The sequence below is a fragment of the Nocardia sp. NBC_00565 genome (assembly GCF_036345915.1).
Classification (GTDB): Bacteria; Actinomycetota; Actinomycetes; order Mycobacteriales; family Mycobacteriaceae; genus Nocardia.
The window spans coordinates 1974293-1993107 of sequence record NZ_CP107785.1 but is presented as its reverse complement, the minus strand read 5'-3'; the positions used below and the strand labels follow the sequence as shown (position 1 = coordinate 1993107).

Sequence of the window (18815 nt, the reverse complement as noted above, 5' to 3'; positions counted from 1 at the left end):
CTGGTCCACGTAGTTCACCGGAAGTTCGCCATGGGGCCACGTGTAGGTGAGGAAAGGCTTGCCATCTAGACTTTTCCGGTGACTATTCACCGGATCGTCGCGCACCTTCGCCATTTCGACGACCGGATCGCCGTCCTTTGCTCTCGATCTCCATCGGCGGCCGTCACAGCAGCGGAATCGGTGCCGGATGGTTCGGAACGGATCACCTATGCGCAGCTGGCGGCGCTCGTCGAGGAGTACGCGCGACAGCTCGGACCGAACCGGCGGCTCGTCGCGCTCGCGGCGCGCAACGATATCGACTCGCTCGTCGCGTATCTCGGCGCGCTGAGCGCGGGCTGCGTCGTATTGCTCGCCGCCGAGATCACCAATGAATTGCTGGCGACCTACGATCCCGATGTCGTGATCGACGGCGACACACCGGAGGTCCGGCGCGCGGTCTCCGCGCATCGACTGCACCCGGATCTCGCGCTGCTGCTGAGCACTTCGGGCTCGACCGGTTCGCCGAAACTGGTGCGGCTGTCGGCGCGGAACCTGCTGGCCAATGCCTCCTCGATCGCCGAGTACCTGTCCATCGGGCCCGAGGATCGCGCGGCGACGACGTTGCCGATGTTCTATTGCTACGGCCTGTCGGTCGTGCACAGTCATCTGCTGCGCGGTGCGAGCCTGTTGCTGACCGAGCGGTCGGTTGTCGATGACGAGTTCTGGGACGACGTGCGCGTCCACCGGGTCACCTCGTTCGCGGCGGTCCCGTACACCATCGACCTGCTCGACCGCATCGGCTTCGATCGCATGCGCCTGCCCGATCTGCGCTACATCACCCAGGCCGGCGGGCGCCTCGCACCCGAGCGGGTGCGCGCGTATGCCCGTCTCGGCCAGCGCGCCGGATGGGACTTCTTCGTCATGTACGGCCAGACCGAGGCCACCGCGCGAATGGCCTATCTGCCACCGGAATTGGCCGGAAAACACCCGGACTGCATCGGTGTGCCGATTACCGGCGGCCGATTCACCCTCGAGCCGATCGATGACCACGGGGACGCTCACGAGCTGGTGTATCACGGCCCCAACGTGATGATGGGCTACGCCACCTGCCCGCGCGATCTGGCCATCGGCCACACCGTGGACGGCCTGCGCACCGGCGATCTGGCCCGGCGCACACCGGACGGTCTGTACCAGGTCGTCGGCCGGCGCAGCCGCTTCGCCAAGATCTTCGGCCTGCGCATCGACCTGCAACACGTCGAATCCGGACTGGCCGCGGCCGGTTTCACGGCCTGCTGCACCGATACCGGCGACCAGCTGGTCATCGCGGCCGAGAACGCGGACGACTCGCTCACCGGGACGGCGGCCCGGCTGTCCGGACTACCCGCCGCCGCCATCCAGGCCTGTGCGGTCGACGAGATACCCCGCCTGCCCACCGGCAAACCCGACTACCCGGCCATCCGACTGCTCACCGCACCGACGCCGACGGACCCGATGCCCCGCGACATTGCGGCCCTGTATGCCGTTGCGCTGGGCCTGGATCCGGCCCTGATCCGCCCCGACAGCACCTTCGTCGATCTCGGCGGCAACTCGCTGTCCTACGTGACCACCGCCGCCCGCCTCGAACGGGCACTCGGGCGGCTCCCGTCGGACTGGCCGCACCGCACCGTCGCCGAGTTATCGGCGATTCCGCGCCACCCCACCATCTTCGGCCGATCACTCGATACCGGCACGCTGCTGCGCGCGGTCGGCATCGTGCTGATCGCCAGTTCACATATCGGCCTGTTCATCGCGTGGGGCGCCGCGCACGTCCTGCTCGGCGTCGCGGGATTCAACTTCGCCCGCTTCGCGGTGACCGGATCCGAACGCGCCGAACGGTTGCGCCACGCGTTGCGCACGGTGGCGCTCATCGCCGTCCCGACGGCCGGCTGGGTGGCGCTCACGCTGCTGTTCTCCGATTACTACGGCTGGCAGAACGTGCTGCTGCTCAACAAGATTCTGGGGCCGCACGACAGCGATACCGCCGGGCACCTGTGGTTCATCGAGGTGCTGGTGCTGTTCATGATCGTGGCCGCGTTGCTGATCCGCGTGCCGTTCGTCGATGCGCTGCAGCGGCGCGAGCCGTTCTGGTTCGCGCTGGGGGTGGTCGCGCTCACGCTGGTGTTCCGGTACCAGTCGTTCGGGCTCTACCCGAAGGCCGAGGTGCCCTTTTCTCCGCTGGCCTGCTGGTTCTTCGCGCTCGGCTGGGCCGCGGCGAAGGCTACGACGATCTGGCAGCGGCTGCTGGTGAGCGCGGTACTGCTCGTTTCGGTGCCCGGCTATTTCGGCGTCATCGATCGGGAGCGGCTCGTCATGGCCGGACTGCTCTTGTTGATCTGGCTGCCCGCGGTACGCGTTCCGGCGCTGATCGCCGGGGCCGCAGCGATATTGGCCGACAGCTCACTGTTCGTCTATCTGCTGCACTGGCAGGTGTATCCGCTGTTCGGGCAACACCATGTCCTGGCGTTGCTCGCATCGCTCGGCGCCGGTGTGCTCGGGGCGCGGATGGTGGCAGGAGTGCGACGCCTGTCCGCGAAGCGCGCTATCGCTAAGAGATCACTCCTCGACGGTCCACACTTGGGCCGCGGCATCCTGGGCCAACTTCGCGATCAGAATGTCTCGCGGAATCGTCTGGCCGGCAAAGTGATCGAGTGACGGCACCACAACGTGGTGCGCGTCAGCCCGCTTGAGCTCCTGGGTCAGCTCGGCGAACGCCGTGCCATCACCGGAAGTCGATTCATGGAATGTTGCGGCGAAGCAGAGCCCTTCTTCGCGGGCGAGGCTGCTCATCGCATCCTCTAGCTCTGCACTTTGGCCATCGGCCAGATCGTCACGCACGTATCCATAGATCAACGCTTCCACCCGAACCTCCGTTGGATTGGGGATCTCGCTGTTCTCTTTTAGTGGATCACCCTCGTCGCCGAGGGGTGCTGCGCACTTGCAAGAGCAGATGTTCTTAAATATGGGGCTTGGCAAACCTTCCGCGCCCATATCCATCATGTAGGACGCAAAACTGCGAGTGCAGCTGTCAACCCAGTGACATCTGTATGCCCTATTCGGGCCACCGAGCGTTAACTGATGAGATACTACAGATGTGGCCGCTGGAGACGATCGACCCGTCTGGGCTGTCCGAATGCGCTCCGAACGCGATGCGCGGGGGTGGTCACAAGCCGACGCCGTCCGTGTGATGCGCGCGAAGTCTTCGCACAACCTGCCGACGGACAGTACCCTCTTGCGCAACTGGCGTCGTTGGGAGTCGGGCGAGTCGCGACCGGATGATTTCTATGCCCCTATCATCGCGGCCGCATTCGATACGGTGACGGCGGCGTTCTTCCCGAAAAATCGCCCTAACCGGGACGATGAGCTGCTTTCGGCCACTGGAATGGACACGCTGGAGTTCATTGGCCGACTGCGGATGTCGGACGTCTCCACCGCCACCCTGGACGCCATTCGCATCACCGCCGAGCGGCTGTGTTGCGAGTATCCCTTCGCCGATCCGCACAATCTGCACACCGAGGGCACGTCCTGGTTGCGCCGCATCACCTCACTCCTGGACGGCCGACTGACGCTATCGCAGCATCGGGAAATCCTCGTACTGGCCGGTTGGGTCGCGCTGCTGGTCGGTTGCGTGGACTACGACCTCGGCAGGCGCACCACCGCCGAAGCCACCCGACGCGCGGCGCACTCACTCGGCCGGGAGTCGGAGAACGCCGAGATCACCGGCTGGGCTGCGGAAATGGCGGCCTGGTTCGCGCTGACCCAGGGCAACTATCGCGGCGCGATCGAAGCGGTCGACCCGGCGCTGGCGGCCACCAGCAAACTTGGCGTCGGCGTCCAGTTGTCCGCTCAACGTGCGAAGGCATGGGCCCGGCTCGGCGATCGACACGAGGTAGATGCATCGCTGAACCAGGGCCGAGCTATCCTCGAGCGACTCGACCATCCGACCAATCTGGACAACCATTTCGTGGTCGATCCGCAGAAGTTCGACTTCTACGCGATGGACTGCTGCCGGGTGGCCGGCGAGGATCGGCTCGCCGAATCCTATGCGCGCGAGGTGATCCGCAACTCGACAAGGGCCGATGGCACGGTGCGCAATCCGATGCGGGTCTCCGAGGCTCATCTGACTCTCGCTGTCGTCGCCGTGCGCGATCGGGATCTGGAGCTCGCACTGGAGGAGGGCATGCGGGCCTTCGCCGGGAAGCGCCGGTCGCTGCCGTCGCTGATGTGGATCGCGGGCGAGGCGGCGCGGGAGATCATCGAGCGGTTCCCCGGCGATCCGCGCACCCGGGTGTATCTGGACCAGTTGCGGACGCTGTCGCCCGAGTGATCATTCGGGCGTAGTTTTGGTTTCATCGCTGGTGGTTAGGGGTGGGCGATGAATCGAGTTCGCGTCATGGTGCGTCGCGATGCGGGCGAATCCTTGCGGACCAGGGTGCTGGCGGCGGATGCGCCCATCGGCGAATGGGTCGCGCCGCTACCGGAACCGGTGGCGTCGGCCTGGCATGGGCTGGGCGGTCAGCCGGAAACGGTGCGTCGCACCGTCATTCAGATCGGCAAGGCCCTGCGTGACGCGCTGTTCGACGCGCGGACGGCCCGGCAGCTGACGCTGCTCGTCGATGGCTCCGATACCGAGATCGTATTCGACGTGGACGACGACACGATGCTGTTGCCCTATGAAATGCTCGTTCTCGCCGATGACATACCGCTGGCCACGCGGCCGAATGTGGTCGTCTCGCGCAGGCATTCCGGTGCCGCGGCCGCGCCGATGCTCATGGCGGGACCGTTGAAGGTGCTCGCCGCCGTCGCCGCACCGACCGAGACCCGCACGGCCAGTGCGCCATTGGACGTCGAAGCCGAGATGCAGGCGATCCTGGACGCGGTATCGCAGGTGCCGACCGCGGGTGGCGGCGGGGTGCGGATTCTGGAAGTCGCCGCGCTGTCGCAGATCACCGCCGCGCTGCGGGCCGAGGAGTTCCAGGTGCTGCATCTGAGTGCGCACGGGTCGGCGACGATGCTGGAGTTGGAGAGCGAGGACGGCGATCCGGATCCGGTCGCGGCGGCGGATCTCATCGCGGCGCTGCGGGCGGCCGAGCGGACGCTGCCGTTGGTGGTGCTGTCGAGTTGCGGTGGAGTCGACGGTGGGCCTGCGGGTTTGGCGCGGACGTTGATCAATGGGGGTGTCGAGCGGGTGCTCGTCATGCAGACTCGGGTCACCGATGACTACGCCACGCTGTTGGCGAAGTCGTTCTACGCCATGCTGTCCACGCATCCCGACCGGTCAGTTGCTTTTGCCCTGGGGCAGGCGCGGTATTTCCTCGAGCAGCGGCGGCTCAACGAAGGAGCCGTGGTGCCGCCGGAGTGGTTTGTGCCGACACTGCTCACCGGAGTCGCGGATCGGCCGCTCTGGAATCATCTCGCACCGCCGCGGGCGCTGGGTCGGCGCACGCAAGCGCCGAGCGGTGCGACGGTGCGCGAGTTACCGGTCGGGTATCTGATCGGCCGTCGCGGGGCGGTGCGCGATATCGTGCGGATGCTCGACACGCCACGGGGCGGCCCCGGTGTGGTGATCACCGGGATGGGTGGGCTCGGGAAGACGGCGGTTGCCGGACGTGTGGCCGCGCGAATGCGCGAGCGCGGGTGGCATATCGCCGAGCATGTGGGGCAATGGAATCCGTCGGCGTTGTGTACGGCGGTACGCGCGGCGATCCAGGATGATCCGGCGTTGCGAGCGGTGGCCGATGCGCTCGGCCGCGTCGGCGACGCACAGGCGCTGAAGCATATCCATCGGTTACTGGCCGGCAGCCGATTGCTCTTGCTGTTCGATGATTTCGAGCAGAATCTGACGCGGCCGGGCGGTGCGGAATTCCTGGACCCCGGCTTCGGTGAACAGTTTTCGCAGTTGTGCCGGGTGGCGGCGACGGGAAAACTGCTGGTCACATGTCGCTATCCGATCCCCGGCGGCTCCGGTCTCACGGAGGTCGGGTTGACGCCGTTGAGTCCGGCGGAGCTGAAGCGAATGTTTCTGCGGCTGCCCCAGATCAGCGGTCTGCGGCCGGATGAGCGTCAGCTCGTCGCGCGCACCATCGGTGGGCATCCGCGGCTCATCGAATTCGTCGACGCGCTGTTGCGCGGTGGGGACGGCACGTTACGTCCGGTCGGCGAGAAGTTGCGTCGGCTGGCCGACGCACACGACGTCGATCTCGGCCAGGACCGGACATTGGCCGAAAGCCTGGATACCGCGGTGGTACTCGGCACGCGGGACATCTTGATGGACGCGCTGCTGGAGCTGCTCGGACCGGCCGAACGCGAACTGCTGCTGCAGATTTCGCTGTCCCGCGCGCCCCTGCGCGATCTGGACATCATCCACGCGCGTTTCGGGGCCGACGCGACACGAACCGATCGCCGCGACGCCATGGCGGCCATCGACACGCTGCTCGGACTCACGCTACTGACCACCGATGACGATCGCTATCTCGTGCACCCGTGGGTCGCCCAGGCGCTCGACGCGCATCAGGGCGCGGACCGAATCCGCCGCCACAGCCGGGCCTATGCGATGCGGACCGCCCGAATCTCAGCTGGTTTCCGGGATTTCGACGACTTCAGCGAGGCATGTGGTCATCTGCTCGCCGCGGGCCGGTATCCGGAGCTGACCGAACTCGCCGCGCCATTCTGCCGGGAGCTGGACCAACTACAAGTCGCCGCTCTGCTCGGCGAGATCATGCCCACCCTGCCCACCGACACCCACGGTTATATCGAGCTCGCCGAACGCGAGGTACGCGCGCTGCGCAGAACCGGAAACCTCAGGGCCGCAACGGATCGCCAGACCGCGCTCGTGGACGTGCTGCGTGCCCGAGTGCAGTTCTCCTCGGGCAGCGCCGAAGCCAGGCGCGCCCTTGTCGTCGGCCTGGACACCCTCGGCGAACTCGCCATGCTGGCCGGTGACCTCGGCACCGCCCGCGAGCACTACAGCCGATCTCTGCGCACCGCACGGCATCTCACCCGCACCGAACCGCACAGCGTCGAGATGCAACAGGTCCTCAGCCGCGCCCTGGAAAGCCTCGGCGATATCGCGGTACGCACCGGCGATCTCACCGCCGCACTCGCCCACCACACCGAGGCGGTCGCGATCCGCCGGGCTCTCGCCGATAACGACGCCACCCGGGTCGACCTGCGCCGCGACCTCGCCAACGCCTGCATCCGGCTCGGCGACCTGGCCGTGCTCACCGCGGATCTCGACGGCGCCCATCGGCTCTACACCGAATCCCTCACCGTGCATGGTGATCTCACCGACATCGGCCCCGACGCCGCCGAATCTCGCCGCGGTCTGGCCATCGCCCACGGCAAACTCGGCGACCTCGCCATGCGCGCTGGACACGGCGACACCGCCAGCCGCCATTACCTCGAGAAGCTCCTCATCAGTAATGAACTGTCGCGGGCCGATCCCGGCGATACCGAAATCGCGCGCGACGTCGCCATCGCCATGCAGCAGATCGGCGACACCGCGCTACTTTTCGAAACCCCCGAGGAAGCAGCCAACTTCTTCACCGAATCCCTGGCCATCCACCGCGAACTCGCCGAGAAGGACCCCGGCAATGCCGAATACCAACGCGACCTGGCCATTGCCCTCAACCGCTCCGGCGATGTCGCCCTGCAACTCGGCGAACTCGACACCGCCCTGTCGCATTACACCCGATCCCTGGCCATCCACCGCAGATTCGCCGACGCCGACCCGCGCAACGCCCGAAATCAGCGCGACCTCAGCATCTCGCACGACAAACTCGGCGACCTCGCCATATGCACCGGCGACTACCTGGCCGCCGACCACCACTACACCCAATCCCTCACCCTGGCACGACAACTCGCCACCGCCGACCCCACCAACACCGAAAAACAACGCGACCTCAGCATCTCCCACCACCAACTGGCCAAGGTAGCCGCCGCGACCGGCGCCTACACCCTGGCCTTCCGCCACAACACCGAAGCCCTGGTCTTGGCGCGCCGCCTAGCCGCCAACGACCCGGACAACCCTCAACTGCATCGCGACGTCGCCCTGATCCTGTCCGCCATCGGCCAAACCGCCGAACGCGAAGCCGATCTCGACACCGCCGTTGAGGTCTATCGAGAAGCCCTCTCGATCGCCAAGGATCTCTTGGAGACAGACCCGGCCAGCCCCCGAGCCCTCCGCGACATGGAGTTCGCCCTGAACAACCTGGGCCGAGTTCTCGACATTGCCGACCCGAACATGCCCGCCCACAACGGCATAGACGCGGTCATCGAACAAGCCAAGACCTTGCTCCGCCGCCTCTTATCCCCGCCGCCCGCGAAGTAGATCCACCGAGCGGCTGCGCCCGCAGGCTGGGTAATTCCGGAAGGTCACCGCCGCAGTTGATCCGCTACACCGTGGAGATAGTCGGCACAGCGCTGCCGGTCGTCGGGGCTCCAGTCGGCGGTGAGGCCGGCGAAGACTCGACGTTGATAGTCCCGCGCGTCCGCGAGCAGAGATCGCCGTGGCCGGTGAGCTGTAGTGAGGCGCTGCCGCGGTCGTGTTCGGATGCGGCCCGGGATACGCAGCCTGGCGCGGTCCCGCACACATCAAGGCCAGGTTTGGAATCTCGTCAGCCCGATCTCCGGGCGGCGCGCAACCGTGGTCGTCGTCGACTCCGATGTGGTGATCCGGCAGCGCCCCATGCTGGTCGCGGCGCCGGTGCGGGAGGCTCGCGAGGTACCGTCACGGCACCAATTGCTCACTGTCGCAATGCCCGAGGGCACGCGGGTGATCGCACTGTACGATATCGCGATCGTCGCCAAGGACAGTTTCACCGAACACGTCGGTGATCTTGCTCCGGAAGTGCTCGACCAGGTCAAGATCGGAGTGCGGGCCCGGTTCGACCTCTGACGCACCCTGGAGCGAACAGGGGCAAACCGGACGCAGCCACGCCGAATGGGGGTCGGACTTGTAGGCCGCGACCGACCCGCTACTACCCTGTTCCCGGTGACCGACTCCGTTGACGGCCTGCCGTACGCCGCGCCCGCGCTGTGGGATGAGCGGCTTCGGCTGTTTTCCTTCGCCACGGCTGAGAAGCGGGCGGAGTATCTGTGGGTGCTGCGGGCGTTCGACCATGCGCGGGCGGCGTATGTGGTGTTGCTGCATGCCGACGATGTGGCGAGTTGGATCGAGCGCAGTGGCGGTGACGCGCCGCAGTTGACGGGGGCGGAGATCGGGCCGCTGTTGGATCAGCTGCATCAGTGGGGCGTGGTCGAGCGCAGTTACGACGGGACGCGTGCCGCGACGTTGGCGGAGTATCGGAATCGGCATTACGTGTATCAGCTCACACAGGCCGGGTTCAAGGCGTATCGGGCGGTCGCGGGGGTGCTCGAGGCGCGGATGGACGAGGCCGCGCTGTCGCGGCTGGTGTTGCCGGAGTTGCTGGCGGATCTCAATACCCTCGCCGCGGCGAACAAGGCCGGTGACGCCGAGCGCGTGTACCGCACGCTGCGCCGACTCGATGCCGCGCTATCGGATATGGCGGCGCGGGCCGCGCATTTCTATCTCTCGCTCGGCGATATGGTGCGCACCACCGAGATCACCCCGGAGTCGTTCCTGGCGCACAAGGACGCGCTGCTCGCGCATATGCGGGAGTTCAGCATGGATCTGGCGCGCTTCGCACCGCGCCTGGCCGCGGCGATCGGTGTGATCGAGGAGACCGGCGTCGATGAACTCATCGAGCGGGCGGCGGGCTGTGATGAGCGGGTGTTGCTCAGTGTGGCTGAGCGGCAGGCGGATTGGCGGGCGCGCTGGAACGGTCTGCGAACCTGGTTCGTCGCGACGGCTTCCGATATTCCTGGTGAATCCTCCTCGACCGAGGCGGACCGGCTGCGCGAGGCGACAATGAGCGCCATCGCCGCGGTGCTGTCGCTGTTGCGTCGGGTCACGGACGCGCGCAAGGGCGGAGTCAGCCGCGAGTCGGCACTGCGGCATCTCGCCGGCTGGTTCACCGCCGCGCCCACCGCGGACAGCGCGCACGCGCTTTTCGACGCTGTCTTCGGTCTCGGCAGGCCACGCCACCTTTCCTTGGAACATCCGGACGCCGATCTGATCCCGGCCATCCGGTCCTGGTGGGAGGCGCCGCCACTGGAGATCTCCCGCACCCTCGCCGAAACGGGCAGGCCGCCGCAGGCCGGCGCGCCCGCTCGGATTCAACGCAATGACGCCGGAATGCGCCGACTGCGCGAAGCCCAGCTCGACGCACAGCGCGCCCGCGCCGAGGCCGCCAAATCCCTCGCCGCCGCCGACGTGCACGACCGCGTGCTCGACGAACGCGAGACCGAGGTGCTGCTGCGTCTGCTCGACGCCGCCTCCACCGCATGGGTCCCGGTGAGCGGCCGCGTCGAGGGCACCACCGGCTCCGACAGCGGCGTCACCCTTACCGTCTCCGAACATCCGGGCTCGACCGTGGTCCGCACCGCACACGGCCTGCTGCATCTGAACAATCGCCGACTGGTTGTAAAGCAGTCGACCCGTGGACGGCGCGCATGATCAACGCCCGCCGCGTCGACTCGCTCGCCCTGGACAACTACCAGCGCGCCGCCCGGGTGATCCTCGCCAACCACCTGATCACCCGAACCTTTCCGGACCGGATCGCGCTGCCGCTGATCCGCCGCTGGGCCACCGAACTGCGCGAGGATCTGGCCGAACTGTTCGGCTACCGACTCGAGGTCACCGAAACGACGGCTCGGGTCTTCCCGGTGATCGATCGCCTCGACTCCGGCAAACCGGCGCGCGCGGTCAACGAACGCGTTTTCGACCGCCGCCGCTACGCCTATCTGGCCTTGGCGCTGGCCGCCCTCGGCCGCGCCGGCGATCAGATCACATTGTCGGAGTTGGCCGATCAGGTCGCCGCCTACACCGGCCGGGTCGAGGGTCTGGAACTGTCGCCCGACCGCGCCGCCGATCGGGACGCCTTCGTCGACGCCGTCGGCTGGCTGGCGCAGCGCGGCGCGCTCACCCTGGCCGACGGCGATGCGGGCGGCTGGGCCGCCGACCCCGAGGCGGGCGAGGCGCTCTACGACATCGACCGTCCGGTGGTCTTCGCCCTGTTCCGCCCGCCCCGCGCGCTGCAACATCTGCACAGCGTGCGCGGTCTGCTCACCGAGGACGCCTTGGCGCACGGTCCAGCGGCGGACGCGCATGCTGCCGACGCGGCGCGCCGGGTGCGCCGTAGCCTCGTCGAGCGGCCGGTGGTGTACGCCGAGGATTTGGCCTACGACGAGCGGCCGCTGCTGGTCCAGGACCGGGTGATCGCCGATGTCGAGTTGTTCACCGGCCTACGGGCCGAACGCCGCGCGGAGGGCGTCGCGCTGATCGATGTCTCCGGCCGCCTCTCCGATGTGCGCTTCCCCGGCACCGGCACGCTGGCGCAAGTGGCGCTACTGCTGGTCGGCGAGATCGCCGATCGCGTGCTCGACATCGACAATCCGGTACCGATCCGGCCCGGCGCCGCCGACCCCGCGACCGCGCTGGCCGAACAACTCGACGGCGCGATCCCCACGACCACGGTATTCGTTCCGCTCGCCGACCTTCCATCGACCGATTCCGAAGTGGCGCAAGAGGATCCGAATGCGCAAGCAATGGCCGCGGTGCGGGCGACCTACCCGTTCGTCGAAGCGACCTGGATCCGCGAAACCGTACAGGCGCTCACCGACCGCTATGGGGTCACCTTCGCGGCGCAGTGGCAGGCCGATGTCCCCGGGCTGGCCAGGGAGGTGACCGCCCTGTTGGAACGCCTGCGCCTGGTCCAGGTGGTCGAGGACGGCCTGATCATCCTGCCCGCCCTGGCGCGCTACCGCGGCGCGGTGGTCACCGTCCGCACGAAGCGCGCCGCCGAATTGTTCGTCACCGCCGCCGACACCGTTGGTAGGGAAGGGATCTAAACCATGTCGCTCATCCATGGCGGAGTGCGGTTCGTCCCGACCCGCGCCGGGATCATCAACCTGTGGGACTACCGCGACCAGGAGTACTGCTTCGCCGACGGCAGGCTGGTGCTGCGCGGTCCCAACGGTTCCGGTAAGACCAAAGCGCTCGAGGTGCTGTTCCCGTTCGTGCTCGACGGCCGGATCGAACCACGCAGGCTCAACCCGTTCGCCGGTGAAGAACGAACGATGAAGTCGAACCTGTTGTACCGCAAGCAGGAATCGGCGTACTCGTACGTATGGATGGAGTTCGCGCGCGGCAATTGGGACGATCCGGAGGTCGTCACCATCGGCATCGGCATGCGCGCCACCCGCTCCGCCGATAAGGTGACCCGCTGGTACTTCGTCGCCGACGGCCGTGCGGGCGTGGACTTCTCGCTCATCGGCCCCGACGACCGGCCGCTGACCCGCAAGCAACTCGCCGAGCAGATCGGCACCGACGCCATCGTCGACCGCCCGGTCGAGTACCGCAACGCGATCGATGCGCGCATGTTCGGCCTCGGCACGCAGCGTTACGACCAGCTGATCAACCTGATCCTCACGCTGCGCCGTCCCCAGCTCGCGAAAAACCTGGATCCACGCGGGCTTTCGCAGGCGCTCACCGACGGTTTGCGCCCGCTCGACGAGCAGCTGATCCTGGATGCGGCCCGTTCGTTCAGCGATATGGAGGAGGTCGGGCGCACGCTGGAGGGTTTGGTACACGCCGACACCGCCACCAGGTCATTCGTGGATGTGTATCGGAAATACCTTGCGGTGCAGGCGAAGACCGATGTCGATCAGGTGCGCACCCGGTTGGACGCGGTAACCCACGCCAGCACCGCGCTGTTCGCCGCGACCGCATTGCGCGAGCGCCGTGAGGGCGAGCGCACCGCCGCCGAGGCGCGCGCCGACGACGCCGACCGTGCCTACGAACAAGCCCTGGCCGACCGGGAAACCCTGCAGCGCTCCAGCGCGTACGAGGGTAAACAGCAGCTCGACGATCTCGCCGACGCGGTCCGCCGTCTGGAGACGTCGGCCGGCGTGCACAAAGACAAGGCGCTCAAGGCCCGTCAGACTCTCGACCAGCGCAGTCAGGAGGCCGAACGCGCCAAGGCGGCCGTGCGGAACGCGGCAGCCGCACTGGCCCGCGGCGAGGACGAACTGCGCGCCGCCGCCGAGGAGGCCGGCATTACCTGGGTCGGGGTGGCCGACCGTGGTGACCAGCTCACCGCGGCGGTCCGTGGCCATGCCGAGGAGCGCGACGCCGACGTACGCGCGGTCCGCAAGGCATTGGTCCTGGTGGATTCCGCTACGGCCGAACGGAATCGGGCCGAACAGCTCGCCGAACGCGCGCGGGCGCTGCGGGAATCGGCCGCCGCCGAGATCTCCGCCGCCGAGGCGGCTGTTGTGCTGGCGCGCACGGAAGCCGCTGGCGCACTGCGCACTTGGTGGGACGCGCATCGAGAGACCTACTCCCCCGTCCAGAAAGGCCTGTTCGGCGCGCTCGACGCGGCGTTGGCGCAGGCGGGTTCCGACGAAGCCGCCGCCGTCGCCGAGGTGTTGGCCGAGCGGGCCGAACCGCTGCTCGATGACATCCGCACCCGCCGTCAGGAGGCCCGCACCGCGGCCGCGTCGGCCGGTGACCGGATCGCCGAACTGAGCGCGGAGCACGACGAGGTCGCGGCCCAACGAGACGAGGCCCCACCGGTTTTCGCCGCCCGCGCGCGGAATGCGCACGGTCGTCCGGGGGCTCCGCTGTGGCGATTGGTTCGGTTCGCCGACACCGTCACTGCGCCGCAGGCCGCGGGCATCGAGGCCGCACTACACGCCGCCGATCTACTCGACAGCTGGGTCTGTGCGGAATCCGAACGGCCCGAGTACACCTCCGACCAGTTCCTGGTTCCGCTGCCGCCGAAGTCGCGTCCTTCCGGCCGGACCCTGGCCGATGTCCTTGTCGTCGAGGATGATTCGGCCGACCTGACCGTGCCCGAGCAGGTCGTCGCCGACGTCCTCGCCTCTATCGCCCTGTACGACGAGGACTCCGAGCTCGGCACCGACGTCGCGGTGAGCAGTACCGGTGGCTTCCGCCACGGCGTCCAGGTGGGCCGCCATCACAAACCCGACGCCGAATTCATCGGTGCCGCCGCTCGCGCCAAGCGCCGAGAAATCCGGCTCGCCGAATTGTCCGCCGCGATCGAGGCGGCCGAGCAGGCGCAGCGGCAGGCGCAGGCGGACGAGGCTGCGGCTGCTGCCGACCTCACCCGAATCTCCGCTGCTGCCAAGGCCTTACCGCGTCCCTACGCCGTCACCGCCGCACTTCGCGCGGTCTCGGAATCCGCGGGCATGATGCGGTCGCGCTCCGAGGCGGTCGCCCAAGCCGAGCGCGACCTCGACCAAGCGGTGGCGGAGGTATCGGCCGTCGAGAAGAAACTGCGCTCGGTCGCTCAGGCCCACCGCACCCCGCGCGACGCCCGCGAGATCGATGCGTTGGCCGCCGCCATCCGGCATTTCGAGAACACCGGGACCGGTTTGCTGCGCCTGCGCACCGACCACGAACGCGAGCGTGAGCGTGAACGCGAGGGCTCGGACCGCTTCGACGAGGCACTCGATCTCGCGGAAGCCTTCGCCGAGGAGGCCGAGGCCGCCAACGCGGGCTACCAGGAGCAGCTGCGCAAACTGGAAACCCTGCGTGCGGCGCTCGGCGCCGGCGCGGCCGATATCGATCGCGAACTCGAACAGGCCCGCGCCAAGATCGAGGCGACCAGGGCGGAGCAGAAGGCCGCCCGCAAGGCCGCCAATGAGGCGATCGAGGCGGTCGGTGATGCCGAAGCCGCGTACCGCACCGCGCACGAATCGCTCGGCACCGCGCTCACCGAGGTGCTCGCCGACGTGAAGGCCCTTGCGCCCTACGCCCAACCGGATCTGCTCACCTTGCTGGGTGCACCCGCGGACAGCCGCTGGCCCAGCAGCGACGCCGCCTGGTCGACCCCCGAGCAGCTGCTGTACCGCATCGCCGCGGCGGGTCCCGAGGTCGAACCGCAGGTGCTGCCAGCGGAAGTCGCCGAACTCTTCGAGAACCTCACCGCCGCAACGTCTTCCGTGCGTGCGGGCGAAGCCGCTCGCAAATCCACGCGCAGCGCGGTGACCTCGGCTCTCCAGGAATTCGACGCCGCGTTGGCCGGATCCGGCCGCGACTACCGGCTGCACTGGGATGCCGCGGACGGACTGACCGTCGTCCAAGTCCAGGACGACAACGGTCCGTCGGCGCTCGCGGACTTCGCGACCCGCATCGACGCCGCCCGCCGCGATCAGGAACTGCTGCTCACCGACGCCGAACGCCGCATCCTCGAGGATGCGCTGCTCACCGGCCTGGCCCAGCAGATCTACGAACGCACCACCGACGCACGCGATCTCATCGCCCGGATGGGCGCGGAGATGAAGCAGCGCCGGATGTCCTCGGGCAACACCATCGGCGTGCACTGGGTGCTGTCCGACTCACTGTCCGATGCGGCACGGGCCATGTGCAAGCTACTCGACCGGGACGCCTCCGGGCTCGTCGCCGACGATCTCGCGGCGATCCGCGCGCACTTCGCCGCCGAGATCCGCGCCGCTCGCGCCGCGCACCCGGAGCGCTCATATCCCGAAATCCTTGCCGCGACACTGGATTACCGGACCTGGCGGGTGTTCTCCTTCACCCTCATCTCCGCCGACGGCAGCGAGGACAGGCTGACGGTGGCCAGGCACAGCGCGCTCTCCGGCGGTGAGCAGTCGGTCTCCCTGCACCTGCCGCTGTTCGCTGCCGCGCACGTCATGCTCGACTCCGCCGACCCGCAGGCGCCGCGCCTGCTCGCGCTGGACGAGGCCTTCGCGGGCGTCGACGACAACGGCCGCAGCGAATTGCTCGGCCTGAGTGTGCAATTCGACCTAGACCTGTTCATGACCGGCTACGACCTGTGGATCACCTACCCGCACGTCCCCGGCTGCGCGCATTACGACCTCGCGCATTCCGCCGCCGAGAACACCGTCAGCGCAACGCTGTTGGTCTGGGACAGCGGCGATCTGCTCGCCGAACACGACGGCACCGACCTCACCGCTGCCTTGGGCTCGCCCAACCGCCGCCGCGTCCCGAATGGCATCGAAGGCGGTCTCGCGCTGGACAATATGCCGGGCGCACCCGCACCCGTCGGCTGATTCGAAATGGATAGATACCAGTGACCGCACCACCCCACCGCAGAGTCGCCCTCGCCACGCTCATCGGCACGACCCTGGAGTGGTACGACTTCATGCTCTACGGCACGGCGTCGGCCCTGATCTTCAGCAAACAGTTCTTCCCGTCGCTGAGTCCCGCCGCCGGAACCCTGGCAGCCTTCAGCACTTTCGCCGTCGGCTTCGGTGCGCGCCCGATCGGCGGACTGCTGTTCGGTCACTTCGGCGACCGGGTCGGCCGCAAGAGCACCCTGGTCGTCTCGCTGATGCTGATGGGTGTGAGTAGCACGATGATCGGGGTCATTCCGAGCTACGGCAGCATCGGATTCTGGGCTCCCGCACTGCTTGTCGCGCTGCGACTGGTGCAAGGAATCGGACTCGGTGGTGAAGGTGCGGGCGCGGTCGTGCTGTCGATGGAGCACGCGCCGCGCGGGCGGCTCAACCGGTATGCCAGCTTCCCGCAGATGGGGACACCGGCCGGGCTGATCCTGGCCAACGCGGTCTTCCTCGGCACCAGTGCGTTGCTGCCGGAATCAGCGTTCCTGGCCTGGGGTTGGCGAATTCCCTTCCTGCTCAGCGCTGTTCTGGTGATGGTCGGTCTGGTGGCCCGGCTGGCCATCACCGAATCCGCGGCCTACTCCGCGCTCGTACAGCGCGGCGAGGTCGCCGCCTTCCCGTTGCGCGACGCACTGAAGGTCGGCCCGGCGCGACTGACACTGATCCTCTTCGCGGCGATTGCGACCTCGGCGGTGGTCTACATCTTCATGATCTTCACCCTGACTTACGGCACCAAGACCCTTGGCTTCACCAGAAACTTCCTGCTGCTCGGCGTCATCATCGCCTCGATCATCTGGTGCGCCACCATGCCGTTCTGGGGCGCACTCGCCGACCGCTACGGGACCCGCTGGATCTTCCTCGCCGGCACCGCCGCCCTCCTGATCTGGTGCGCCGCCTACTTCCCCCTCCTGAACACCGGCAACAAAGCCATCGCCTACCTCGCCCTGCTCGGCATGGGCATCGCGCTCCCGATCAGCCACAGCGTCGGCGGCATCATCATCGCCGAACTCTTCCCCCTATCGGTCCGCTACTCCGGCACCTCCCTGATCGTCCAGACCTCGGTAATCCTCGGCGGCGGCCTGGCCCCACTGATCGCCACCGCCCTCTGGACCACAGGCTCCACCTCCACCCCGGTCACCTGCTACATCACCGCGGTCTGCGCACTGAGCACACTCAGCACCGCGGTGCTCTTCTGGTTGCTCCCCACCCCCGGAGACAACGAAGCCGCCCCGAGCCATGACGACCACCCCCAGCCGCAGGCCGCCACTGAACCCACACCCATCAGCTGATCCTCCGACGACAGCCCCTCATCGGCAGGCCGGCCGCGGTTGCACTGTGCGTTCCAAGGATTTCGAAGAGGCGCGGTCGAGGGCGGGCTGTCGACTGGATCCGCGCGCCCGCCATCGGTCACCACACCCTTTGTCTCAGCCTCACACCCTCAATAAACGGTGTGTAGGTCACGGCAAAGGGTGCGCACCCCAACCAGTGCCGCAGTCAGGACCTGATAGCTGCCGACGGCAGCAGGCTCGTACTCGTTGGTGTCCGCACGCAGCCGCAGGCAGTCGCCGCCCAGTCCTGGCGAGGCAAGTCAAAAGGTGGGTTGAGGCGGAGCCACCGTTCGACTCGCGTCGCTCGCGGTGGGCTAGTGGCTGGCGAGGCGGGTCAGCGCTCGCTGGCGTCGGTGCGGAGCGGGGGGCAGTCGCCGCCCGGGGCTGTGGCGAGTTCGAAGTGCCACCACTCGTTCTGGTAAATGCGGCAAAGGCCCCAGCGGTTGCCGTTCGCTTCGAGCCATTGCGCGCCGGGTTGGGGGCCGACGTCGATCGCTCGGCCTTGGACGTGGGTGGATTCCTCGGGTGGCAGAACCCAGCGGCGGGCGGCGTCGGGGCTGCCGTAGGTTGCGACGCCGTCGTCCCAGAGTGCCTGCTGCTCGGCCGGCGTGCGGTAGCCGGAGTTGATCCACAGGCCGACACCCTGTGCGTGCGCCTCGTCCTCCGCCATCGTGTACGCCAAGGCGAGCCCGAGCTCGAGCCCGTCCGTACCACTCGCCGATCCCACCGACTCCCGCTGGTCAACCGGCACCGCCATCGCAGGCGCCGCCAGCATGACGACGACGACCGCCGGGACGACAGCAGCGGGGATACCCAGCAAAACCCGAGCACGACGCTTCAGCAACATGCCAGGGATAGTAACGGCACACCGGCGCTGCACCCCGCATCTCGACTCGCCGTCGCGGAGCACGACACACCGCGACGAGCACGCCACCATGTCGGCGCGGCGATCGACACTCGCTCCCCGGGCGTCATGGCTGCCAGGTTCACAACGACGTGTTCCCGACCGGCCGCGGGCCGTTGCCGAGGCGCGAGAAACGGCGGCCGGCATCGGTACACACGCGCCATTGCACCGCGGCCCATCGCGTACTGACGATCATCGGTAGCAACACACCGGCGAATCAAATGACAGGTCAGTGTCCGGACGGACGCAATTCACATAGCTGTCCCCAGTTTCCACAGGAGAAGAAGTCGTCATTGTCCGAATCGTCCTGTGGCGCGCCCGATTTGTCTCAGGGGAAATCTGGCTGTCCACAATCT

At 67.7% G+C, this 18815-nt stretch carries 10 protein-coding genes; 8 read left to right on the top strand and 2 right to left on the bottom strand.

The window, feature by feature from the left end:
* Nucleotides 1-78 precede the first annotated feature (78 nt).
* Nucleotides 79-2670: an AMP-binding protein gene (locus OG874_RS09620; protein ID WP_330254767.1), complete on the top strand. Its 2592-nt coding sequence runs from the start codon at nucleotides 79-81 to the stop codon at nucleotides 2668-2670.
* Here the strand turns inward: OG874_RS09620 and OG874_RS09615 are convergent.
* Nucleotides 2572-2877, bottom strand: coding sequence for a hypothetical protein (locus OG874_RS09615; protein ID WP_330254766.1), 306 nt, complete (start codon nucleotides 2875-2877; stop codon nucleotides 2572-2574). The two genes, OG874_RS09620 and OG874_RS09615, sit on opposite strands and share 99 nt — an antisense overlap.
* Before the next feature lie 370 nt (nucleotides 2878-3247).
* On the opposite strand from OG874_RS09615, the gene OG874_RS09610 reads away from it, so the two are divergent.
* From OG874_RS09610 to OG874_RS09580, 7 genes are all read left to right on the top strand, one after another.
* Entirely contained in the window at nucleotides 3248-4342 is a 1095-nt protein-coding gene (locus OG874_RS09610) for an XRE family transcriptional regulator (RefSeq protein ID WP_330254765.1), read from the top strand.
* A 48-nt stretch (nucleotides 4343-4390) separates the two neighbouring features.
* Nucleotides 4391-8344, top strand: a complete 3954-nt coding sequence (locus OG874_RS09605; protein ID WP_330254764.1) for a CHAT domain-containing protein — start codon at nucleotides 4391-4393, stop codon at nucleotides 8342-8344.
* Between the two features lie 222 nt (nucleotides 8345-8566).
* Nucleotides 8567-8911, top strand: coding sequence for a type II toxin-antitoxin system PemK/MazF family toxin (locus tag OG874_RS09600; protein WP_330254763.1), 345 nt, complete (start codon nucleotides 8567-8569; stop codon nucleotides 8909-8911).
* A gap of 96 nt (nucleotides 8912-9007) precedes the next feature.
* Nucleotides 9008-10552 (top strand): TIGR02677 family protein, encoded by a 1545-nt coding sequence (locus OG874_RS09595; RefSeq protein ID WP_330254762.1) that lies wholly within the window; start codon nucleotides 9008-9010, stop codon nucleotides 10550-10552.
* Nucleotides 10552-11946: a TIGR02678 family protein gene (locus tag OG874_RS09590; protein ID WP_330257240.1), complete on the top strand. Its 1395-nt coding sequence runs from the start codon at nucleotides 10552-10554 to the stop codon at nucleotides 11944-11946. Before OG874_RS09595 ends, OG874_RS09590 begins: the two co-directional genes overlap by 1 nt.
* A 3-nt stretch (nucleotides 11947-11949) precedes the next feature.
* Nucleotides 11950-16155 (top strand): TIGR02680 family protein, encoded by a 4206-nt coding sequence (locus OG874_RS09585; protein WP_330254761.1) that lies wholly within the window; start codon nucleotides 11950-11952, stop codon nucleotides 16153-16155.
* Nucleotides 16156-16175: 20 nt separating this feature from the next.
* Nucleotides 16176-17516: an MFS transporter gene (locus tag OG874_RS09580; protein WP_330254760.1), complete on the top strand. Its 1341-nt coding sequence runs from the start codon at nucleotides 16176-16178 to the stop codon at nucleotides 17514-17516.
* Between the two features lie 373 nt (nucleotides 17517-17889).
* On the opposite strand, the gene OG874_RS09575 is transcribed toward OG874_RS09580, so the two are convergent.
* Complete coding sequence (locus OG874_RS09575) at nucleotides 17890-18402, bottom strand: M15 family metallopeptidase (RefSeq protein ID WP_442943321.1); 513 nt, start codon at nucleotides 18400-18402, stop codon at nucleotides 17890-17892.
* Nucleotides 18403-18815: the final 413 nt, after the last annotated feature.

Bases quoted from the DNA above. Each gene is read 5' to 3' on its own strand.
- OG874_RS09605 (WP_330254764.1), top strand. From the start codon at position 4,391: ATGAATCGAGTTCGCGTCATGGTGCGTCGCGATGCGGGCGAATCCTTG.
- OG874_RS09600 (WP_330254763.1), top strand. From the start codon at position 8,567: ATGCGGCCCGGGATACGCAGCCTGGCGCGGTCCCGCACACATCAAGGC.
- OG874_RS09585 (WP_330254761.1), top strand. From the start codon at position 11,950: ATGTCGCTCATCCATGGCGGAGTGCGGTTCGTCCCGACCCGCGCCGGG.
- OG874_RS09575 (WP_442943321.1), bottom strand. From the start codon at position 18,402: ATGTTGCTGAAGCGTCGTGCTCGGGTTTTGCTGGGTATCCCCGCTGCT.